This is a genomic window from Arthrobacter oryzae (assembly GCF_031454875.1).
In the GTDB taxonomy this organism is placed as follows: domain Bacteria; phylum Actinomycetota; class Actinomycetes; order Actinomycetales; family Micrococcaceae; genus Arthrobacter; species Arthrobacter oryzae_D.
Map to the genome: position 1 here is coordinate 26,130 of NZ_JAVDRQ010000017.1, position 22,241 is coordinate 48,370.

Consider the following 22,241-nt stretch of genomic DNA (forward strand, 5'->3'; position numbering starts at 1 on the left):
CTCAGGCCTTGCCGGCGTTCAGCTCCGCGAGGTATTCGACGGCGAACCGGTAGCCCATGACCCCGGCACCGGCGATCACGGCCTTGCTGATATCCGAAAGGTAGGAGTGGTGGCGGAATTCCTCGCGGGCGTGCACGTTGGTGATGTGGACCTCCACCGTCGGCACCTGAACTGCGGAGATGGCATCGCGGATGGCCACCGACGTGTGCGTGTATGCCCCGGCGTTGAGGACGATGCCGATCGCCGTGCCCCGGGCGGCGTGAATTGCGTCAACCAGCGCACCCTCGTGGTTGGACTGGAAGCATTCGACCTCCACGCCGTGGGCCGCACCGGCGTCCTTGGCGAGCTGTTCGACGTCGGCCAGGGTTGCCGTGCCGTACTTTTCCGGCTCGCGGGTACCGAGCAGGTTCAGGTTGGGCCCGTTGAGGACAAGGATGGTGCCGCGGCCGGCGTCGGTGGCGGGGGAGGCTTCAGTCATGTGTGCCAATCTATCGCTTTGCGTGCCGCGCGCGCTGTTCTTTACGGTCGGCTGACGGCCATCCTGGCGATGCGGCTCAAAGCCACCGCACAGACCGGAAGGTAAGGACCCGACGCCGGTGAAACCGGCGGTCCGGCAGTTCCCGAGCCTCTGGCCACCCGATGTGGAGGTGCCTAGACTTGAAGGACCATCGTGCGGAGCTCCCGTACCGGTCAGCTCGCGCGAAAAGCCCGATCTGGAGAGAGCGTCATCATGCGCTGCAAAAATGTGGATTCAGGAAAAGCACTTCGCCGTGCCGCTGTGGGACTGGTGGCCCTCGCAGCACTATTCGTACCGGCACCCGCGGCGTCTGCCGGACCTCCGCCAGGCGGCGGTCGCGACAAAGTCATTGAGCTTCCGGGGGCCTCATCCGCCGAGGGTATTGCCGAAGGCAAGGGCACTACGTTCTTTGCCGGGGACCTGTTCAAAGGGGACATTTTCCGCGGTGACATCCGCCGCGGGACCGCTCGGCTCTACATCGACGTACCTGACGGCCGGATGGCTGTTGGCATGAAAGTTGACGTTGAGAACGACCTGCTCTTCGTGGCCGGCGGCCCCAACGGACAGGCCTATGTCTACGACACCGATACGCGAAAATCCGTGGCCACCTACCAGCTGACCGCGGACCCTGCCTTCATCAACGATGTCGCAGTCACGGACGACGGGGCCTGGTTTACCAACTCCATGAAGGGCGAGCTGTACTTTGTCCCCGTGGATCGCCACGGCAAGCCGGGCGATGAGGTCAGGACGCTCACGCTGACCGGCCCGGCTGCAGAGACTCCCGCCGACTTCAACCTGAACGGCATCGCGGCCGTCCGGGGCGGGCGGACCCTCATCCTGGCGCATTCAGCGAACGGAGCCCTGTACACGGTGGAGCCGGGCTCCGGTGACACCGCCGACAGCGCAAAGATCAGGGGTGCCAGCCTGCCCTATGTGGACGGCATAGTGGTGAAGGGGAACACCCTCTGGGCTGTGCAGAACATGCTCAACCAGGTCAGCCGCGTTCGGCTCGACTCCCGACTGGATTCGTTTGAGGTCCGGGACGTCATCACCAGCCCTGACTTCCAGATCCCGACGACGGCGGCCGTGTTCGGTGACACGCTCGCTGCGGTCAATGCGAAATTCGGCATTGCCGGGGCCAGCAAATACGAAGTGGTCCTGGTGGACGCCCGCTAGTTGGGTTTGAGGAAGCCAGTCGAGTTTGGGGACAGAAGAGTCTGCCGGCCGGGTGGCTACCCGGCCGGCAGACTGCGTGTGATGCGGCGGCCTACGGACGGTTTATCTATGCTGCCGTGAAGCGGAGGAGCACCGCGTGCTCCGGGTTGAGGATGGGCATCGGAAGGCCCACCTCGGCCAGGAACCGGCCGTTGGCTACTGCTCCGGCGGCCAGCCACGCCGGCGGCTGCACCTGCGTGAAGTTGTGCGCATAGTCGGCGTCGCCCGGCGCCGGGAAGATGGCCTCCACACGGTAGTTGCCCTCCGGTTCGAGCCCCGGCACGGCGATGCGTCCCGGCTGCTCGGCAAAAGCAGTCCTGGTGCTGACCAGGGTGAACAGGGCGGCAGTTTCACCCGGTGCCGCGGGACGCTGCGAAACCACGCCATGGAACATCAGCGAATCGTCGGCCACGTCCGCGTGGACCATCCGGCCGGAGTGGATGAGACCGCGGTGCTCCTTGTAGATGCCGATGAAACGCTTGAGCTCTTCCCGCTCGGCGCCGTGGACCTGGCGGACGTCCCATTCCAGGCCGAAGTGGCCGAAAAGGGCCGTGAGGGCGCGGAACGAAACGTCGTGTGTGCGGGCTGTGGTGTGGGACGTGGTGGGGCCGATGTGGCCGCCCACCAGCTCCGGCGGCACCACCAGGCCGGTCCAGCGCTGGATTGTCTGGCGTTCCAGGGCGTCGTTGCAGTCCGAGCCCCAGATCCGGTCTGTCCGTTCCAGGATGCCCAGGTCCACGCGTGCCCCGCCGGAGGAGCAGCTTTCAATCTCGACGCCCGGGTGGGCCTTCTTTAGTTCGTCGAACAGCCGGTAGGCGGCCAAGGTCTGTTCGTGGACGGAGGAACGCCCGGCGTGGCCGTGCTCGGTCAGGTCCCGGTTCTGGTCCCACTTCAGGTAGCTGACATTGTTCTCGCGGAGTAGGGCGTCGATGCGGTCAAAGATGTACTGCCAGGCCTCGGGGTTGACCAGGTCGATGATGTGCTGGTGGCGCCACGTCAGCGGCAGCCGGCCGCCGTCCTTGTGCGACAGCGCGGCGGGGCCGACGATCCACTCCGGATGGGCGCGGGCGATGTCGGAGTCCAGGTTGATCATCTCCGGCTCGACCCAGAGGCCGAACTCCATGCCCCGGGAGGTGACGGCGTCGATCAGCGGGGTCAGGCCGTCGGGCCACAGGCCCTCGTCGACGTACCAGTCGCCCAGTCCGGCCTGGTCGTTCCGGCGGCCGCGGAACCAGCCGTCGTCGAGGACGAAGCGCTCCACGCCCAGGTCCGCTGCGGAGTCTGCCAGTTCGATCAGCGTGTCGAGATTATGGTTGAAATAGACGGCTTCCCAGACATTCAGCACCACCGGGCGGGCCTTGCCGGATCCGGCCTTGCCTGCTCCTGTCTTGGCTGAAGCCGCCGGCAGCACGTGGTGCGGACGGCTCCGGAACCAGCTGTAGAAGGCTTCGCTGATGCCGTCCAGGCCGCGGTCCGAGTATGCCGCGAAAAGCGCGGGAGTGGTGTAGCTGGCGTTCGGCTGGAGCACGACTTCGGCCGGGCCCAGCAACTCGGAGCCGCCGATCATGGTGCGCCCGTCTGCAATGCTGTCCGCGAACTGTTCGTGGTTGCCGCTCCAGGCAAGGTGAGTGGCCCAGACTTTGCCGTGGCGGTTGCTGAAGCCTGCCGTGCCGGCGGCCAGCAGCAGGGAGGAGTCGTGGCCGGTGCGTCCGTGCCGGCCGGTCCGCACCCAGGTGCCCTGCTGGATGGCCCGGCGCTGCGGGTGGCGTTCACGGCACCAGCGGCCGGTCAGGTCAAGGAGTTCGACTGCGTCAGGAGCCACCGGTAGCACGGTGGCCAGTTCGTCGAGCTGGAAGGGTGATATGCCGGTGTTGGTGACGGTGTGGCGCATTTCCAGCAGCCCGCCATCGTGCAGTTGCAGCGTGGATTGCACGGTGATGCCGGCGTCCGGATCGGACTGGACGATCACGGCAGAATTCCCGACGGCGGTACTTGCGCCGGCGTTTACGGCGGCGACGCGGAGGCGGACGGAGAAGTCGTAGCCGGGGGCGCCGTCGGCGATGCGGTGTCCGCGGAGGGCCGGACGTCCGCGCCAGCTGGAGGATGCCTGCGGCAGCAGTCCGGCAGGGACGGTGGCATCGATGGCGGAGTGGGGGACCGGTTCGCCGAGGATGGCCAGATCGGGCAGTGAAGCGCCCAGATCGGCGCCCCAGTGAATGACCTCGGCCTCCCCGCTGTCGAAGCTGATCACCAGGCTGGTGCCGGCGGAGCGGAGGTGCAGGGGCTTCATAGGGGTTCTCTTTCGTTGTGGCGGTAAGCGTACTGCGACGCTGCCCGTGAATTTCGTATGCGTGTGGGGGATGGGGTGCCCGGATGCCGCCGCCGCGAGGAGAAGCGGCGGCATCCGGAGCTGTGGCTGCGACCACTTACGCAGCCACTACAGGTGCGGTCTACTTGAAGAGATCGTTCACCTGGTTGTTGGCTTCGGTCAAGGAGCTGGCAGGCTTTTTGCCGGAGACCACGGCGTCCATTGCAGGCTCCATGATGCCCTTGACCTTGGCAGTATTGTCAGTGATGGGGTAGAGGAAAGTGGTTTCGTTCTTGACGTGCTCGGTGAATGCAGTCACGTCAACACCCTTGGCCTTGAACGCCTCCGCAGCCTTGTCGGAAGATGCCTTGAGTGCGGGGAAGACGACAGCCTTGGACGCAACCACATCCTGGCAGGGAGCCGAGGCAAGGTACTCGACCCACTTGATGGCCGCGTCCTTCTTCTTGGTCCCGGCCCAGATCGAATCGGCCAGGCCGTTGAACATCGACGCCCGTTTGCCTTCCGGACCCGTCGGGGTCGGGGCGATGCCTACCTCGACGCCCTTGTACCCTGTGTACTGGCCGACCATCCATGAGCCGTGGGCGTTGATGGCCGATTTGCCCGCCGCGAAGGTGTCGGCCATGGCCGCACCGACAGTGGTTTCCAGCTTGGGCATGTAGCCCTTGGCAGCCAGTCCGGCGAACCAGTCCATGCTTTCCTGGAACTTGGGGTCGTCGTAGTTGTAGTGGGTGCCCCACGGGTTCTTATCCGTGTGGGACCAGCCCGTGGTGTTGGTGAGGTAGCTCCACTCGGTCTGGCCGGACGAGTCGCCGCCGCCGTTGAGGCCCAGGCCGTAGACGTCGACGTTGTTCTTGTCGAAGCCGGCCTCATCCCCGCGTTTGCCGTTCTTGTCAACGGTCAGGTGGGCGATGACCTTCTCGTACGTGCCGCCGTCCTGCGCGTTCCAGGTGAGGTTCTTCATCTGTTCCTCGGTGACACCGGCGCTTGTGAGCATGGCCTTGTTGTAGAAGAGCCCGATGGTGTCCCAATCCTTCGGCAGGCCGTAGCGCTTGCCGTCCTGGCCCACCCAGAGGTCCGCAAGGCCGTCGTTGTAGGCGGCCAGGTCGACATTGTCCTTTTCGACGGCATCGTCAATGGGAAGCAGCTGCTTGTTCTCGGCAAGCTCGCCGTAGCGTCCGAGGTGGTTGGTGAAGACGTCTGGGGCAGTGCCGCCGACGAACCCGTTCGTGAGTGTGCTCCAGTAGTCGTCCCACCCGCGCTGGGTGATCTTGACCTTGATGTCCGGGTTGGCCTTGGTGAAGTCATCGGCGCACTGCTGGTACGCGGGAAGCTGGTTGGCGTCCCAAAGCCAATAGCTGAGCTCGCCCTTGGCTGATTCTGCAGAGGATCCTGAGCCGCCACAGGCGGAGAGGGAGAGCGCGATGGCTGCCGCGACGGCGACGGTGCCGAGGGATTTCTTCATGATTTTCTTTCCGTTGGGGATGGAGGGAATGAGCGAAGGGGTGGAGGCGGGGAGCCTATTTGATGCCGGAGAAACCGATGGAGTTGACGATCTTCTTGCCGAAGGCGGCGAAGAGAATCAGGACGGGCAGTGCCGAAACCAGGGTTGCGGCCATGAGGCCGGACCAGTCGGGTGCTCCCTGCGGGGACTGCGACTTGAAGACGCCGAGCCCCACCTGCAGGACCCGTACGTCGTCCTGCGAACCGACCAGCAGGGGCCAGAAGTATTCGTTCCACTGGCCGATGAAGGTCAGCAGCGCAAGCGTGGCCAGGGGTGCCGCGGCGTTGGGGAGGACAATCTGGAAGAAGATGCGCAGGTGCTTGGCGCCGTCGAGCATGGCCGCCTCTTCGACCTCGCGGGACATGTTCAGGAAGAACTGCCGGAGGAAGAAGATGGCGAACGGGGTCATGAAGATGTACGGCAGGACCATGCCGAGCATCGTGTTGAGCAGGTCCAGGTTCTTGATCAACAGGAAGTTGGGCAGGGCCGTGAAGATCGGCGGGACCAGCATGGTGCCCAGGAACAGGCTGAACACCACGTTCCGGCCCTTCCAGCGCAGCCGGGCAAAGGCGTAGGCAGCCATCGCACTGAAGAACACGGCCCCGGCAGTGGTGATGGAGGAGAAGATGATGGAGTTCCGCAGGTAGAGCCAGAAGTCGATGGCGGCACCGGAACCGCCTTCTGCGACGGCGTCGGCCGGGCTCTGCAGCCCGAACACCCGCATAAACGCGCCAAAGGTGAATTCCGCGGGAAGCAGACTGGCCGAGTTGGAAGCCAGCGCCGAGTTGGTGGACAGCGCCGTGCGCAGCACCCACAGGAACGGGACGACGGAGACCGCGATGGCCAGGGCAATGAGGGCCCAGGCGCCCGCGCGGCGGGCGTTGAAAGGACGACGGCGGCGGGTTTGGGCCGGCAACGGTGCGCGGCTGGTGGTGGTGGTCATGCGGGGCTCCTAGTCCAGGTCCGACTCGTTGCCCTTGAGGAACTTCATCTGGATGAAGGCCACGAGGGCGAGGATGAGGAAGAGAATGACGGCGATTGCAGATCCGTAGCCGAAGTCCGACTCGGTGAAGGCGCGCTGGTAGATGTAGTACTGGATGACGCGGGTGGCGTTGACCGGGCCGCCCTGTGTCGTTACGGAAACGGTGTCGAAGACCTGGAAGGAACCGATCACCGTTACGACGAGGACGAGGACCAGCACCGGCCGCAGCAGTGGAATGGTGATCTTGCGGAAGGTCTGGAACGGTGAAGCGCCGTCGAGTTTGGCTACTTCATAGATGTGGCCCGGGATGGCCTGCATGCCGGCGAAGATAAGCAGGGCGGTGTAGCCCATGTGGCGCCAGGTGTTGATCACGGCCTGGGTGGGGATGGCCCACTCCTCGCTTCCAAAGAACGCGACGCGGGGGAGGCCGGCCCATTCGATGAACTGGTTGACGACGCCGATCTGATAGTCGAGCATCCAGAACCAGAGCAGTGCCGCGATGACGTTTGACATCATCCAGGGCAGCAGCAGGGCGCCGCGGATGAGGGTGGACTTCGCGACCTTGTGCATTAGGAGGGCCAGGCCCAGGGCCAGAGCGGTCTGGAGGACGATGTTGAGGAAGACGTACTGGCCCGTGACGGCCAGGGAATTCCAGAAGAGCGGGTCCTTGGCGATCGCCGTGTAATTGTCCATCCCCACCCATTCCGGGTCTCCGAGGATGTTGTACTCCGTGAAGCTCAGGTACACGCCGCGGATGGTTGGGACAACGTAGAAAAAGATGAACCCGATCATGGCCGGGGCGATGAAGAAGAGTGCGATCTTGATGTCGCCGAACCGGCGTAGGCCGCCGTGCGGCTTTTGAGCTCCTGACCGGAGCGGAGCAGTACTCGCGTGCTTGGTAAGGGTGGTCATCTTCGACCCTTTCCTGACTGTGATGTGGGTAACAACTGGTTAGAAATCTACACGAGTAGATTTGGGTAGGCAAGTTAATTCTCTTAGTAACATTGAAAGTTGCTTCTTGATCTTCTCAAATCGTTGACTCGAGTAGATTGCGGTGCAAGACTCTCAGCAAGCCCATTTAGGGCCAATTCGCGCCCGGACCTGCGGGCAGCCAGGGAAAGGTAAACAATGACGTTTTCTATCGGAGTCGTCGGCGTCGGACAGTTCGGCGGCCACTTTGCCCACCTCTTCAAGCTCCACCCGGGAGTGAGCGAGGTTTACGTCGTCGACGAGCGGCCGGAACGCGCCGCCGCGGCGTTGGAGCGCTGGGGGCTTGACGGCACCAAGGCGAGTTTCGAGGAGCTCCTGGCGTCCGACGTCGACGCCGTCGCCATTTTCACGCAGCGCTGGACCCACGGGCCGCTGGTGGAGCAGGCGCTGCGTGCCGGCAAGCATGTTTACTCGGCTGTTCCCATGGCGGTTTCCGAAGAGGAGATCGAGCGCATCATCGAAGCCGTGAAGGAAACCGGCCTGGTCTACGCCATGGGTGAGACCAGCTACTACAACCCGGCCACCGTCTATGCCCGTAACCAGCATGCCGCCGGGAAGTTCGGCAGGATCTTCTACAGCGAAGGCGACTATGTCCACGACATGGACCTCGGCTTCTATGACGCCTATCAGTACAGCGGCGGAGAAGCCTGGAAGGCGACGGCGAGCTACCCGCCTATGCTGTACCCCACCCACGCAATCGGGGGTGTCCTGGGTGCGCTGCCGTCCCACGCGGTCAGCGTCAGTTGCATCGGCGTCAAGGACGACCGCGAGGACGGTGTCTTCGACAAGGAAGTCAGCATGTTCGGCAACGACTTCTCCAACGCCACCGCGCTCTTTGAGCTGAACGATGGCGGCGCCATGCGCACTAATGAGATGCGCCGCGTTGGCTACCCGTCCCACATCCGTGAGTCCCGGTTCCGCTTCTTCGGCACCGAGGCCAGCTTCGAGCAACTCGCCAAGGTCACGGTGTGGCAGGACAAGGAGAATGTCCATGACATCTCTGAACAGGTGGAGACCAGGCCCAGCATCCCGCTCGATGACCCCTCGCTCGCGGACGTTGCACCGGAACTGCGTGATGCCTTCATCTCCGGCCTCGCCCCTGTGCATGACCGCGAACGCCTGCCCGAGGAATTCCGCGGCGCCCCGAACGGACACGAGGGAAGCCACCAGTTCCTGGTGGACGACTTCGTGACTGCGGTCAACGAAGGAATGCTCCCTCCGGTCAACGCCTGGGTCGCCGCGCGGTTCACCCTTCCCGGGATAGTGGCCCATGCCTCTGCCCAGCAGGACGGCGAACGCCTGCCCATCCGCGATTTTGGCGACGCTCCGCGGGCTACATAGCTAGCATGTACTCCATGACCACTTCCGCAACGCATACGCCCCGAGGCCCGGTAACCCGCAAGGATGTTGCCCGCTACGCAGGCGTGAGCACGGCCGTGGTCAGTTATGTTGTCAACGGCGGTCCCAAGCGGGTGGCGCCAGCTACGGAAGCAAAGGTCCAGGACGCGATCCGCGTCCTGGGCTACCGCCCCAACGCCGCCGCGCGCGCACTGAAACTGGGGTCCAGCGAAACCATCGGCCTGATCATTCCGGACAACAGCAACCCGTTCTTCTCGTTGCTGGCACACGCGGTGGAAGACGCAGCCGGCGAACTTGGCTACGCTTTGTTCCTCACCAACTCCGACGGCAACCTTGCCAAGGAACGCCGGCACATCCGCAATCTGGCCGCCCGCCAGGTGGACGGGGTCGTGCTGGCGAGCGTCCTCTCCGAACCCGACCTTGCGGATCTGGAATCGGCGGAGATTTCATCGGTCCTGCTCAGCCACAGCGAAAGAACGGCCGGCGTCACCAGCGTCGGCGTGGATCTCGCCGGGGGTGCCCGCGCCGCCGTGGAGCACCTGATCGGGCATGGCCATACCAATATCGGACTCGCCATGGGTACCACCACGGCCAACGAAGCTGATGATCGCGAACAGGGCTGGCTGCAGGCCCTCAAAGCCGCCGGCCTCCCTGAGGGCCCGATCGCGCGCAGCGCCTTCACCCGGGATGGAGGCTACGCTGCAGGCAAACGCCTCCTGGCGTCAGGCCACCGCCCCACCGCCATTTTCGCGAGTTCGGACATGCAGGCGGTGGGCATTCTCCGGGCCCTCCATGAAGCCGGCCTCTCGGTGCCCGGGGACATTGCCCTGGCCGCGTTCGACGGTTCGGTGGAGGCTGAATATTCATGGCCTCCGTTGACCACCGTAGAGCAGCCGGTGCGCGATATGGCTGACGCCGCGGTGCGGGCTCTGGTCGGAGCCGGACGCGGCGAGCCGCCACGTCACCACGTCTTCCCCACCCGGCTGCTGGTCAGGCAGTCCTGCGGCTGCCCGTAGCAGCAGGGCGGTAAACGGCGTAGCGCCGGGCCTACCCGGCGCTGACGATCCGCAGCCGGCTGACGCTTTCCTCCAGGAGGCGCCGCGCATCCCCGCTGAGGCCTGCGTCGCTGATCACTTCGTCGGCCTCCTCGAATTCCGCGATGGTGCTCATCCCCTGTGTTCCCCACTTGGTGTGGTCGGCCAGCACCACCACCTTGCGTGAAGCGGCCACGAACGCCTTGTCCGTCTCGGCCTCGAGCAGGTTGGGAGTGGTGAACCCGGCATCGGGATCCATGCCGTGCACGCCCAGGAACAGCAGGTCCAGGTGCAGCTGCTTGAGCGCCGCCGTCGCGATCGGCCCCACCAGCGCGTCCGACGGCGTGCGCTCGCCGCCGATCAGGATCACCGTGGAGCCGAAACGTCCCGCACCGGAGGACGAACCGTGATGGAAGAGATCGGCAATGCGGATCGAGTTGGTCACCACCGTGATGCGCGGGCCGTTGACCAGTTCCTTAGCCAGCGCCCAGGTGGTGGTTCCGGCGCCCAGCCCGACGGCCATGCCCTCATGGACCAGGGAAGCCGCTTCCAGCGCAATGGCCCTTTTCTCGGCTGTTAGCTGCGTGGACTTCTGCTCGAAGCCGGGTTCATGGGTACTGGCATCGCCGGGGAGCTTGGCACCGCCATGGATCCGTTCCACCCGGCCGCCCTCCTCGAGCAGCTCGATGTCCCGCCGGACGGTCATCAGCGACACGCCCAGCTGCTGGGCGAGGTCCGAGACACGGACCACCCTTTCGCGCTGGACGGCGTCCACAATTGCCTGATGGCGTGCTGCGGGAAGCATGGAGTTCCTTTCGGGCTGCGGCTCGGGGGAGGCTGTCCCCGTCAGAGTCCATCATGGTCTACCCCTTGCTGGAACCAAGAGTCAGCCCTGCAACAAACTGCCGTTGCAGGAGCAGGTAGATCACCAGCGTGGGGATGACGGTTATGACGGCGCCGGCGGCCAGGAGGTTGTAGTTGTTCAGGAACTGGCCTTGGAGGTTGTTGATGGCGGTGGTGATCGGGAGCCGGTTGCCGCTCTGGATGAAGATCAGCGGCCAGAAGTAGTCGTTGTAGATGAAGATGACCTGCAGGGTGCCGAGGGCGGCAAACGCGGGCCGGCACAGCGGCATGATGATCTCCCGATACTGCCGCCAGATGCCGGCGCCGTCCACCAGGGCGGCCTCGGTCAGGTCGGCGGAGAGCGCCTTCATGTAGTTGGACAGGACGAAGGTGCAGAAACCCATCTGGAAGGCCGTGTTGACGGCGATCACCACGATGTACGTATTCAGCATGTTGCCGGAATCGCTGAAGGAATACGGCACCTCGAAGTGCTTTGCCATTTCGAACAGCGGGGCGGCCAGGACCTGCGGCGGCAGCAGGTTGCCGGCCGTGAACATGATGAGCAGGGTGATGTTGAACTTCCAGCTCACGCGGCTCACGGCGAACGCCATCAGGGATGCCAGGAACAGGGTCAGCAGCACGGCCGGAACCGTAATGATCACGGAGTTCCAGAAGTACGTGGAAAATCCGCCCTGCGTCCAGGCTTGGGCGAAGTTGTTGAAGTTGAAGTCACCGGCCACGCTGAAATAGCCGTGCTCGTTGGTGGACGCGACCGGACGGAGGGCGGTGAACAGCGACCAGCCCAGCGGGATCAGCCACATGACGGCCATGACGGTGAGGAAGATATGGGTGCCGTAGTGGCGTTTGGGTCGGCTGCCGGAGCGAAGTCCCGCAACATTATCTTTCCCGCCGGCGCGACTGCCGCCCCGGGCGGTGGTGGTGGTGCTCATGCTTTGCCCTCCTTGCCGAAGGTGCGGCTCAGGTAGAAAACGATGGGGACGAGGGAAATGACCAGCAGCACCACGGCCAGCGCCGAGCCGACGCCGATCACCTGGCCTTCGCCCACCAGGTTCTGGATCACCAGGGCGCTGAGCATCTCCAGGCCGTTGGTGCCGCGGTTGATGACGTAGACAACGTCAAAGGCGCGCAGGGATTCGATGATGGTGATGACCACAATCACGATGTTGATGGGGCGCATGGCGGGAAAGACCACCCGGAAGAAGGTCTGGAAGCCGTTGGCGCCATCGATGGCCGCGGCCTCCTTGAGGCTGGGGTCCACACCCTTGAGCCCTGCCAGGTAGAGGAGCATGACGTACCCGGCGTGCCGCCACGTGGCAGCGATCATCGCCGCCCAGATATTGACGGAGGAATCCCCGAACCAGTCCACGGCCTGCGGCGTCCCGGCAGTGCCGAGGAGGAAGTTCAGCAGCCCGTTGTCGCGTTGGTAGAAGAGTTGCCAGATGATGCCGATGAGGGCCAGCGAGAGCATGACCGGTGCAAAGAAAATGCTCTGGTAAATCTTGCTGCCGCGGATGTTCTGGTCCAGCAGGACGGCCAGCAGCAGGCCCAGTGGTGTGGCCACCAGGGCCAGGAACACGAGCCACAGCAGGTTGTGCTGCACCGCTGGCCAGAACGGCGGGTAGTCCTGCGTGACGTACTGGTAGTTGTCCAGGCCCGCCGGGCGGATGCCGCCAAGGTCCAGGCCGTTCCACCGGGTAAAACTGAGGCCCACCGACATCAGCGTCGGCAGCCACACGAGCGTCAGCTCGATCAGGGTGGGAATGCCCACCATCAGCGACAGGACAAGCTTGTCGCGTCCGGACAGGCGGCGGACCCGCCCGCCTTTGGTACGCCTGGTTCTAGCCCGCCTCGCGGTAGCGCCTTCGGGCTCCCTTGCTTCGGGCGGAACCAGTTCTCTTGCGGTGCTGCTCATAAAGTTTTCCCTCGCTTGGTCCGGATGCAGGGAAGGCACGACGACGGCGGCAGGCGGTGCCGCCGTCGTCGTTCCTTCCTGCCTGGTCGGCTGTGATGCGGGGCCCACCAGGCTGGAACTACTGGGCTGGAACTACTGCGCGGCGTAAAGCGTCTTGGCCTGGCTTTCGAGGTTCTTGACGTCCACCTTGCCGTCCTTGATGAAGCTCTGCAGTGCCGGGATCATCACGTTGTTCGCCATAGCCGGCAGGGCGTCACGGTCGAAGAACTGGCTGATGTGTTTGGCGTTCGCGATGGTGTCTGCGCACGTCTTATTGAGCGGGGTGAACTTGGACATGTCCGCGCCCTTGGCCGTGGCGATATTCGACGCGTCCACCGCGGCGTACGCGTCCTGCGCTTCCGCCGTTCCGAGGTACGCCAGGAAGTCGCGGGCAGCCTTGTTCTCGCCGCCCTTCTTGGACAGCAGGAGGCCGTCGATCGGAGCCTCGACCGAGTCCCGGCCTTCCATGGCGATCTCCGGGAAGGCGAAGAACCCGATGTCCGCCAGGACAGCGGGATCAGTGAACTGCTGGGTCACGAAGGAGCCCAGCAGGTACATTCCTGTCTTCTTGGCCTCCAGCGCCTTGGCGGCATCCTGCCATGTCTGGCCGAGGGCTGCCGGGTCCTGGAAGGGGAGCAGCTCGGCCCACGTGTCAAAAACGGCGCTGACCTTTTGCTGGTCCCAGGATTCCTTGTGGGCGCACAGGTCCACGTGGAACTGATAGCCGTTGAGCCGCATGTTGATGTAGTCGAAGGTGCCCATGGCCGGCCAGCCGTCCTTGTCCGCAAAGCCGATGGGAATGATGCCGTCGGCCTTCATCTTCGTGGCCAGGGCCTTAAGCGCGTCGAAGGTTTCGGGAACTTCGTACCCTCTCTCCGCCCAGAGGCTCTTCCGGTAGAAGAATCCCCACGGGTAGTTGTAGTTGGGTACGAAGTACATCTTGCCGTCGGGACCGGTGGAGGCTTTTTTCAGCGCCTCGGAGTAGTTGCCTCCGATGCTCTCCCAGACGTCGTCGATGGGGGCAAGGAGTCCTTTCTCCGCGTAGTACTGCATGCGGTAGCCGGCGAACCAGGTGAAGGTGTCGTCCGGGGAGCCCTGCAGGTAGGAGTTGATCTTGTTCTGGAAATCGTTGTGCGGCACCACATTGGTGGTGACTTTCTTGCCTGTCTTGGCGGTGAATGCGTCGGTAACAGCCTGATACGCCCGCTTGGGGACATCGTCCGAGGACCCCGAACCAAACGTCAGGCCAGGGGAGTCGGAGCCTGTGGCCGACGGCCCGCTGCCGCCGGTGCAGGCTGCGAGGAACGGGATGCCGGCCAGGCCCGCCGCTCCGACGCCGACGGTCTTAAGGATGGTCCGCCTGCTCGGATACGGGACTGCCGACGCATCAAACTGTGCTGCCATGTTCTCTCCCTTGAAAAAAGCCGCTTGTGAGACACCTCACATTCCCGACTATAACCTCTCAAAAGAGAACAGGAAAGAACGGGAAACAACATCTTTGCCGGAGCAGGCGTTTGAATCGTCGCAAAAAGAAGCGGCCCCGTCTTCCCGTCGTGAAACGGGAAAAACGGGGCCGTTCGGATGTGCACGGAGCTGTTGCGGGCGGAGCCGTCCGGCCGCCCGTGCCTGTTACTTTTTGAGCGACTGCGCGATCTGGGCCATGACGGTGTTGTCTGCCAGGGTGGTGGCGTCGCCCACTTCGCGGCCTTCGGCCACGTCCTTCAGCAGGCGTCGCATGATCTTGCCGGAGCGGGTCTTCGGCAGTTCCGGGACCACCAGAATGGTCTTGGGCTTGGCGATGGGCCCGATCTCCTTGCCCACGTGGTTCCGGAGTTCCTGGACGATCTGGTCCCCGGTGTCCACGGCGTCTTCGCGGAGGATCACGAACGCGACGACGGCCTGGCCGGTGGTCTCGTCGGCGGCGCCCACGACGGCAGCCTCGGCCACGGCCGGGTGGCTCACCAGGGCGGATTCGATTTCCGCGGTGGAGAGCCGGTGGCCGGAGATGTTCATGACGTCGTCTACACGGCCCAGGAGCCAGACGTCGCCGTCGTCGTCCTTCTTGGCGCCGTCACCGGCGAAGTACATGGTCTCGAAGCGGGACCAGTAGGTCTCCTTGAACCGTTCCGGGTCGCCCCAGATGCCCCGGAGCATGGCCGGCCAGGGTTCGCGGATCACCAGGAAGCCGCCGTGGCCGTTGGGCACGGACTCGCCGGCTTCGTCGACGACGTCCACGGCGATGCCGGGCAGCGGGACCTGGGCGGAGCCGGGTTTGGTGGCGGTGACGCCGGGCAGCGGGGCGATCATCTGGGCGCCGGTTTCGGTCTGCCACCAGGTGTCCACGATCGGTGCCGGGTTGCCCTTTTTCTCGCCGTTCTTGCCGGCGTTGGCGCCGATGACGTCGCGGTACCACATCCAGGCTTCGGGGTTGATGGGTTCGCCCACGGAGCCCAGGACCCGGATGGAGGAGAGATCGAACTTGGCCGGGATCTCCTTGCCCCACTTCATGAACGTGCGGATCGCAGTGGGTGCGGTGTAGAGGATGGAGACCCTGTATTTTTCGATGATTTCCCACCAGCGGCCCTGGTGCGGGGAATCCGGGGTGCCTTCGTACATGACCTGGGTGGCGCCGTTGATCAGCGGGGCGTAGGCGACGTAGGAGTGTCCGGTGACCCAGCCGACGTCGGCCGTGCACCAGTAGACGTCCGTTTCGGGGTGCAGGTCGAACACGGCCTTGTGGGTGTAGGCGGTCTGGGTGAGGTAGCCGCCGGTGGTGTGCAGGATGCCCTTGGGCTTGCCGGTGGTGCCGGAGGTGTAGAGGATGAACAGCGGGTGTTCGGAGTCGTGGCCCACGGCCGTGTGCTCCGGGGAGGCCGCCTCGACGGTGTCGGCCCACCAGTGGTCCCGGCCCTCGTGCCAGTTGACGTCCTGGCCGTTGCGCTTGACCACCACCACGTTCTGGACGGTGTGTCCGGACTGGGCCAGGGCTTCGTCAACCGCTGGCTTCAGGGCGCTGGGCTTGCCGCGGCGGTAGGTGCCGTCGGCGGTGACCACCAGTTTGGCCTCGGCGTCGTCGATCCGAGACCGCAGGGCGTCCGCGGAGAAGCCGCCGAACACCACGGAGTGAATGGCGCCGATCCGGGCGCAGGCCAGCAGGGTGATGACGGCCTCGGGAATCATGGGCAGGTAGACGGCCACCCGGTCACCCTTGGCCACGCCGAGGGACTCGAAGGCGTTCGCGGCCCTCTTCACCTCGTCGGTGAGCTGCGCGTACGTGTAGGAGCGGCTGTCCCCGGGTTCGCCCTCGAAATAGATGGCCACCCGGTCCCCGAGACCGTTCTCCACGTGACGGTCCAGGGCGTTGTAGGCGGCGTTGACCTCGCCGCCGACGAACCACTTGGCGAAGGGAGGGTTGGACCAGTCCAGAGTTTGGGTGAAGTCCTTGCTCCAGGTGAGCATTTCACGGGCCTGCCGGGCCCAGAAAGCGGGCCGGTCGGCGTCGGCCTCCGCGTAGTCTGCGGCGGTGACCACCGCGTTCGCGGCGAAGTCTTGGGAGGGAGCGAACTTCCGATTCTCGTGCGAGAGGTTCTCGAAGGCGTCGCCGTTCCCGGCCTGGCCAGCGTTGGCTGCGGCTCCGTTTGCGCCGGTGGCGGTTCCGGCAACGCCGGTGGGGGACTGTTTGGCCGGCACTTCGGCGTGGGCAGCGGTGGCCGTGGAGCTGGGTGTGTCCTGGGACATGGTGAACCTCATCATTCATCGATCCTTTGCTGCGCGGGACACGCCGTCACCGTGCCGCAGCCGTGCCGCGTGCGCGGCGTCGGGCAGCGGCTGATCACGGCTGTACCGCAAAGAGCTGTTCCGAAATACACACTAATGCCTGCCCCGCGCCGCACGTGTGCCCGGTCACATAGTGAGCCGTGAGCGGCGCATATTAAGCGGCGAATGGTTCCCGCGGCGGAGAGCTGGCACCTCTGGTGCGGGGGCTGCGAGTCCGTCAGACTGACTGAACGACTCGAGATGGCCGGGTTGCCGTGCCAGCTGCGACGCGCCATGATCCGGCGGGCTGCACACTTGCCCTGAAAGGCTGGATCCGCGGGTCCTAACGGAATACGTTCACCCGGCAAACAGGCGCATGTGCTAGGCAAATTCCGCCTGCAATCCCGCGCGCCCGCCTCCGGCCCGTCAGCTAGTGATCAGCCAAGCACTTGGCTAGGCTGAGATGGAGTTGTGACATCCAATGGAGGCGACGGGACCGCTTGCGGTCCTGTTCTTGCCTGCCGTTAGGAGGCGCTGTCCAGGGCGCCGCCGTGCTAAGGAGAACAGAATGAACCAGCAAAGCCATGGGCAGCATAAGGCCGCCCATCAGCATCCCGGTCAGACGACCGGCCCGGCAAGCTCCGGCAAACCGGCAAGCACGGACGGGCCAAAGCCCGCGGGAAGCCGACTGACAGCCAAGAAGAATGAAACGGTCCTTGGCCCGTTCACCATCCGCGACCTCACCGTCTTCGGATCAACGCTGATTATGTTTGTAGGATCGCTGATCCCGATGTTCGCTTCACGGTACAACCTGTGGAACCTGGGCAGTCTCTTCTTCCTGGGCCTGGGAATCATCCTGCCGCTCGTCGTGACCGCTCTCTTCGTGGCGCGCCGCCTCACGCCGACGTCAAAGCTGAGGATCGGGTCACTTTCCATTGACCAGTTCGCGTCCGTGGTAGCGTCCTTTGCCCTCGCCTTCTTCTTCCTGGCCACTGCCGAGACCTATGAGCCGGCCGTACTGGTGTCGCTGATCGGATCCTTGGGGCTTTTTGCCGCCACTGTCCTGGCGCGCTTCATTCCCTTCTTCGCCGGCGATTTCCTGGACCGTGCCGAGGCGCCTGCACACGTCGTGGCCCGTGAATCCGCTGTGCCGTTCCGCAAGCCCAGCGCCCCGAAGGAGCCCAAACCCGCGAAGGAACCGGGCTCCGGCTCCGGTACGCTGGCCGGCTGGGGCAAGAGACTGACGTCTGGCAGTGCAGCAAGCAGTGCAGCAGGTGGTGCAGCCGCGGCAGGCGGCACGGCAGCCGGAGCGTCCCTGAACGGCGACCGCCCGCATGCAGGAACTGCGACCGGCACGGCCCCCTATGGGGAGCAGCACGGGGCTTCGCAGCACGGGGCCACGCAGCATGGGGCAACGCAATACGGCGCTGGCCAGCAGGCTACCGGCCAATACGGTTCCGCCCAGCAGAGCTGGGCCCAGCCCGATTCGGCACACGGGCGTGCCACCCTGCAGGATGAGGCAACACCGGCCGCTCCCGCCGCCGGATCCGGGAACGTAACCACGGGGAACGCGGCCACCGCAGCTGCAGCCGCCGGGACCACCGGCGCGGCAGCCGCAGGCGCGGGTGGGACGGCCGCAAGCCGCGGAACCGACGCCGCCCCCGCCACCCAGGCCGCCGACGTCGTACCGGCAGCAGCGGAACGGACACAGGCCGCCGCCGTACCCACCGCCTCGGGCGCGACCCAGGGATCGGACGTCCCCTCCGCCGCAGCCGGCCACGGGATTGCCAGCGGTCCTGCCACCGGCGCGATGCCCGCCGCGTCGGCGCCGGCAGAGACCATGCTGCACCCGCAGGTGACGTCACAGGAGCCCATCGGCGCCACCGTGGACCCGTCCAGCCGCCCCGAGGAGCATGAGGAACAGCCGGTCCACGAGGCGTTCTGGTTCGCCGTCGCCCAGCCCCGCACCGCTGTCGATGAACGGACGGGTATGCCGGCCTTCGTGATCGAACCCGGCGGCTGGGTCCTTGCACTCGAAGACCGTGGACACGAATTCCTGGTCCAGCACACTGACGGACGGGTAGGCGTCCTGCGCGACCTCAGCAACATCGAGCGCGGCTAGCCGGCCCCCGATGGCCAACCAATCCGGCACTCCGAAGCCGGGAAGCATCACACCGCTGGCGTCCGGGGAATCCATGCTGGCGCTGAAGCGCCGCGCCCGCAGGATCAACCGGGCGCTCGCGGAGCTCTACCCGTATGCGCACGCCGAGCTGGACTTCCGCAGCCCGTTCGAGCTGCTGGTGGCGACGGTGCTCTCCGCGCAGACCACCGACGTGGTGGTCAACCAGATCACGCCGATGCTGTTCACCCGATATCCGGATGCCCGGAGCATGGCCGAGGCTGATCCGGCCGACCTCGAAGTGATCCTCAAGCCCACCGGGTTCTTCCGCGCGAAGGCGAGGAACGTGATGGCGCTGTGCAACCGGCTCGTGGACGAGTACGACGGCGAGGTGCCGCCCCGGCTGCAGGATCTGGTGACGCTTCCCGGAGTGGGGCGCAAGACCGCCAACGTTGTGTTGGGCAACGCCTTCGGTATCCCGGGAATCACCGTGGACACGCACTTTGGCCGGCTGTCGCGGCGCTTCGGCTGGACGGAATCGGATGATCCGGTGCGCGTCGAGGCGGACGTGGCCGAGCTGTTCGAACCGAGGGACTGGACCATGCTGTCGCATCGGGTGGTGTTCCACGGGCGCCGCGTCTGCCATTCACGCAAGCCCGCGTGCGGTGCGTGCGCCGTGGCCACGTGGTGCCCCAGCTACGGGGCGGGGGAGACGGATCCGGACAAGGCGCGGAAGCTGCTCAAGTACGAGCTCGCTCCTGGGCAGGAAGCCCTCCTGGCGCAACTGCTGGCGGAAACACACCGCGCCGCGGAAATCCGGATGGAATCACAAAAGCGGGAGCCATGACCGCCCGCCAGGATCTCATCGAGCTTATCGCCGCCATCGAAGCCGGAACAGGACCGGCCCGCAATCCGTACTGGCGCGAGCTGACTGTGGACGACACAGTGGCCCGCAAGGCAGCCGTGCTGATGCTGTTCGGTGCGCTGGACAAGGTGCCTGCGGCTTCCGGAAAGCGGCTCGCCCCGGCTGATCTCGACGTTCTTTTGCTGGAGCGGGCCCACACCCTGGATGATCATCCCGGCCAGGTGGCGTTCCCCGGTGGGGGAATCGATCCCGGTGAATCGCCCATCGAAGCGGCCCTCCGTGAAGCAGAGGAGGAAACAGGGCTGGATTCGGCCGGCGTGGAGGTTTTGGGAGCCATGCCGCAGCTGGCACTGCCCCGCGGAAACTTCCTGGTGACGCCGGTTCTTGCCTGGTGGCGTTCGCCGTCGCCGGTCCGCGTTGTGGACTACGGCGAATCCGCCCAAGTGTTCCGGATCCCGGTGCGGGACCTGCTGGATCCCGACAACCGGGTCATGGCTAAAGTCAGCCGCGCCGGCCAGACCTTCCTTAGCCCAGCGTTTGTGGTGAACAAGGTGGTGGTCTGGGGTTTCACCGGAATGGTCCTGAATGAACTTTTTGATCACCTGGGCTGGGCGGTTCCGTGGGACCGGTCCCGGCTGCACCAGATTGATGTGTGACTTCCAGGTTGATTGTGCTCGCGGGTTATCCGGGCGCCAGTTCGCGCCGGGAGCGGTTCACTACAAGTCCCGTCGCTGCGTTCTCACGGACGGCATTAATGCCCGCGACGACGCCCTTCAGCGTCTTGAACCGTGGCGAAACCGCCACTAGTGTGCCGTCTTCGGCGGTAAGTCGGAAGTAGAAAGCGTCTTCCTCGGTACTAACAATTTCAAATGTGCCAGCCACTCTGTGGTGCCTCCCCAAAAATCCATGCGTCATTGCATCGGCCGGTCCTTCTCGGTGCTGCACTGCCACTGCTGCAGAACCGGCTAATTGAGCTTAACCGGGAGGTGAGGCAGTTCACAAAGCTACCCGTGGGTACGTTACAGAGCGCGTCTTACAGGGCCTATTTCGCCTTGTCATAGGAATCAACAACGGCCACGCTCACCGGAAATTCCACCGGAATCGGGCCGAACAGCAGGTCCTTGGCAGCGGCGGCCGCCGCCTCGATCGCTGTGACGCAGTCATCCACCGACCCATCGGGGCAGTGGATCATGACTTCGTCGTGCAGGAAAAACACCAGCTCGCCGGCTGGTTCGCCCGCTGACCGCATGGCGCGGAGCCGCCGTCGTAATTCCGCCAGCCAGCAGGCCGCCCAGTCAGCAGCGGACCCCTGGACCACGAAGTTGCGGGTGAACCGGCCGCGGGAGCGGGCAATCGCATCTGCCCGCCGCTGTTCGTCGGCGGTGGTGGACTTCTGGCTTTGCCGCCAGCGGTCCGAAGGCGGCGGACTGCTGCGGCCCAGCCGTGAGGTGACGGTGCCGCCGGCTTCGCCGTCGCGGGCGGCCTGCTCCACGTAGCCGACGGCGCGCGGATAGGTACGGGTCAGCTGCGGCATGAGCCGGCCTGCTTCGCCGGAGGTGGCGCCGTACATGGCGCCCAGTAGCGCGATCTTGGCCTTGCCGCGGTCGCCGCCGAAACCCTTGGCGGCAATGCCGGCGTACAGATCCTGGTCGCGGGCGGCCTCGGCCATGATGGCGTCCTGGGCCAGGGCCACCAGGACCCGCGGCTCAAGCTGGGAAGCGTCAGCCACGATGAGTTTGTGGCCGGGATCTGCGTGCACTGCGCCGCGGATCTGGCGGGGAATCTGCAGGGCCCCGCCGCCGCGTGAGGCCCAGCGCCCCGACACGACGCCGCCTACGACGTATTCGGGCTGGAAGCGGCCGTTCTTCACCCAGGCATCCAGCCACGCCCACCCGTTCGCAGTGTGCAGCCGCGAGAGTTTCTTGTACGCCAGCAGTGGCTCGATGGCCGGATGGCTGGACTCCTTCAGCTCCCATTGCCGGGTCGATTTCACCTCGATGCCGTTCCGGTGCAGAGCACGCATCAGCTCCTGCGGCGAGTCCGGGTTCAGGCTTGGCGAGTTCAGGAGCCGGCGGAGTTCGGTGTTCAGCGCCTCGAGCTTGGCGGGCCGGTGACCAATGGAAGGGCGGGGACCCAGGTAGTCCACAAGGATCTGTTCGTGCAGTTCTTCGCGCCAGGGCACTCCGGTGTGCTGCATCTCCGCGGCGATCATGGCTCCGGCGGACTCCGCGGCAAGAAGCAGTTGGAGCCGCTGCCTGCGGTTCGCATCCGAGCTGACCTGTCGCAGGGCTTCCTGCTGGGCGGCGTACTCGTTGCGCAGCTCCTCCGCCGAGTGCTTGGGCGTGCGGCTGAATCCGGAATCTTCGAACAGTGCTCCCTGGTGTTCCGGCTGGGGCGGTGGCTGGAGGCTTCGGGGCGGTTGCTGCACCTCGTCGTCCTGCGTGAGCTTCTCCGCGTTCCGGGCGTATGCAGTGTGGGCCGCAAACTCCGAATGTGCCAGGATGGCGCCGCAGAGCATGAGGTCGTAGCAGCGTTCCAGTTCGACGCCGGCGTTCAGCAGCGCCGGATACCAGTCCTGCGTGCGGCGCCAGATCCAGCGCGGACGCCGCTTTTCGAGTTCGCGGACGACGCCGGCCAGCTCGCCGGCGCTGATCAGGCGAGGTTCCGGGTTCGCAGCAGCAGGTGTTCCGTCCGCGGCGAGCTCTTGTAGGGCTGCGCCGTCGGGGCGGGCGGACAGCAGCAGATACATAGCCCTAATT

18 protein-coding genes are annotated in these 22,241 nt (G+C 65.1%); 6 read left to right on the forward strand and 12 right to left on the reverse strand.

Translation table 11 applies throughout. The features are described 5' to 3' along the window. Window position 1: 1 nt before the first annotated feature. Entirely contained in the window at window positions 2–478 is a 477-nt protein-coding gene (gene aroQ / locus J2805_RS22480; protein WP_309980247.1) for a type II 3-dehydroquinate dehydratase, read from the reverse strand. 252 nt (window positions 479–730) lie between these two features. Between aroQ and J2805_RS22485 the strand changes: the two genes are divergently transcribed. After that, window positions 731–1,693: an SMP-30/gluconolactonase/LRE family protein gene (locus J2805_RS22485; protein WP_309980248.1), complete on the forward strand. Its 963-nt coding sequence runs from the start codon at window positions 731–733 to the stop codon at window positions 1,691–1,693. Window positions 1,694–1,799: 106 nt separating this feature from the next. Here J2805_RS22485 and J2805_RS22490 read toward each other — a convergent pair whose 3' ends face one another. The 4 genes from J2805_RS22490 to J2805_RS22505 all read right to left on the reverse strand — a co-directional run bounded on the left by J2805_RS22490 (window position 1,800) and on the right by J2805_RS22505 (window position 7,456). After that, window positions 1,800–4,022, reverse strand: a complete 2,223-nt coding sequence (locus J2805_RS22490) for an alpha-galactosidase (protein WP_309980249.1) — start codon at window positions 4,020–4,022, stop codon at window positions 1,800–1,802. A gap of 160 nt (window positions 4,023–4,182) precedes the next feature. Beyond that, window positions 4,183–5,523 (reverse strand): ABC transporter substrate-binding protein, encoded by a 1,341-nt coding sequence (locus tag J2805_RS22495; RefSeq protein ID WP_309980250.1) that lies wholly within the window; start codon window positions 5,521–5,523, stop codon window positions 4,183–4,185. Between the two features lie 55 nt (window positions 5,524–5,578). After that, window positions 5,579–6,505 carry a carbohydrate ABC transporter permease gene (locus tag J2805_RS22500; RefSeq protein WP_307052232.1) on the reverse strand — a complete coding sequence of 309 codons (927 nt, stop codon included), beginning with the start codon at window positions 6,503–6,505 and terminating at the stop codon, window positions 5,579–5,581. Between the two features lie 9 nt (window positions 6,506–6,514). Further along, entirely contained in the window at window positions 6,515–7,456 is a 942-nt protein-coding gene (locus J2805_RS22505; RefSeq protein WP_309980251.1) for a carbohydrate ABC transporter permease, read from the reverse strand. 216 nt (window positions 7,457–7,672) lie between these two features. On the opposite strand from J2805_RS22505, the gene J2805_RS22510 reads away from it, so the two are divergent. Both J2805_RS22510 and J2805_RS22515 read left to right on the forward strand, forming a co-directional pair. Beyond that, complete coding sequence (locus J2805_RS22510) at window positions 7,673–8,875, forward strand: Gfo/Idh/MocA family protein (protein WP_309980252.1); 1,203 nt, start codon at window positions 7,673–7,675, stop codon at window positions 8,873–8,875. Between the two features lie 5 nt (window positions 8,876–8,880). Continuing rightward, entirely contained in the window at window positions 8,881–9,909 is a 1,029-nt protein-coding gene (locus J2805_RS22515; RefSeq protein ID WP_309980253.1) for a LacI family DNA-binding transcriptional regulator, read from the forward strand. Between the two features lie 31 nt (window positions 9,910–9,940). Here J2805_RS22515 and J2805_RS22520 read toward each other — a convergent pair whose 3' ends face one another. From J2805_RS22520 to acs, 5 genes are all read right to left on the reverse strand, one after another. Further along, window positions 9,941–10,732 (reverse strand): DeoR/GlpR family DNA-binding transcription regulator, encoded by a 792-nt coding sequence (locus J2805_RS22520; protein ID WP_309980254.1) that lies wholly within the window; start codon window positions 10,730–10,732, stop codon window positions 9,941–9,943. A gap of 58 nt (window positions 10,733–10,790) precedes the next feature. Beyond that, complete coding sequence (locus J2805_RS22525) at window positions 10,791–11,720, reverse strand: carbohydrate ABC transporter permease (protein ID WP_309980255.1); 930 nt, start codon at window positions 11,718–11,720, stop codon at window positions 10,791–10,793. After that, the gene (locus J2805_RS22530; RefSeq protein WP_309980256.1) at window positions 11,717–12,703 is read right to left on the reverse strand and encodes a carbohydrate ABC transporter permease; all 987 of its coding nucleotides are present in this window, start codon (window positions 12,701–12,703) and stop codon (window positions 11,717–11,719) included. Before J2805_RS22530 ends, J2805_RS22525 begins: the two co-directional genes overlap by 4 nt. 132 nt (window positions 12,704–12,835) lie before the next feature. Next, window positions 12,836–14,146, reverse strand: coding sequence for an ABC transporter substrate-binding protein (locus J2805_RS22535; protein WP_309980257.1), 1,311 nt, complete (start codon window positions 14,144–14,146; stop codon window positions 12,836–12,838). A 225-nt stretch (window positions 14,147–14,371) separates the two neighbouring features. Beyond that, on the reverse strand, window positions 14,372–16,480 hold the full coding sequence (gene acs, locus J2805_RS22540) for an acetate--CoA ligase (protein ID WP_309980307.1): 2,109 nt from the start codon (window positions 16,478–16,480) through the stop codon (window positions 14,372–14,374). A 586-nt stretch (window positions 16,481–17,066) separates the two neighbouring features. Here acs and J2805_RS22545 point away from each other — a divergent pair. Genes J2805_RS22545 through J2805_RS22555 form a run of 3 tightly spaced genes read left to right on the forward strand, consistent with a single transcriptional unit; the run spans window position 17,067 to window position 20,138 of the window. Then, window positions 17,067–18,620: a hypothetical protein gene (locus J2805_RS22545; protein WP_309980258.1), complete on the forward strand. Its 1,554-nt coding sequence runs from the start codon at window positions 17,067–17,069 to the stop codon at window positions 18,618–18,620. Window positions 18,621–18,630: 10 nt separating this feature from the next. Next, window positions 18,631–19,464, forward strand: a complete 834-nt coding sequence (gene nth, locus J2805_RS22550; protein ID WP_309980259.1) for an endonuclease III — start codon at window positions 18,631–18,633, stop codon at window positions 19,462–19,464. Continuing rightward, entirely contained in the window at window positions 19,461–20,138 is a 678-nt protein-coding gene (locus tag J2805_RS22555) for an NUDIX hydrolase (RefSeq protein ID WP_309980260.1), read from the forward strand. The genes nth and J2805_RS22555 overlap by 4 nt, the downstream gene beginning before the upstream one ends. 25 nt (window positions 20,139–20,163) lie before the next feature. Here the strand turns inward: J2805_RS22555 and J2805_RS22560 are convergent, their stop codons facing one another. Continuing rightward, on the reverse strand, window positions 20,164–20,364 hold the full coding sequence (locus tag J2805_RS22560; protein ID WP_309980261.1) for a YegP family protein: 201 nt from the start codon (window positions 20,362–20,364) through the stop codon (window positions 20,164–20,166). 160 nt (window positions 20,365–20,524) lie between these two features. Continuing rightward, window positions 20,525–22,231 (reverse strand): bifunctional 3'-5' exonuclease/DNA polymerase, encoded by a 1,707-nt coding sequence (locus J2805_RS22565; protein WP_309980262.1) that lies wholly within the window; start codon window positions 22,229–22,231, stop codon window positions 20,525–20,527. Window positions 22,232–22,241: the final 10 nt, after the last annotated feature.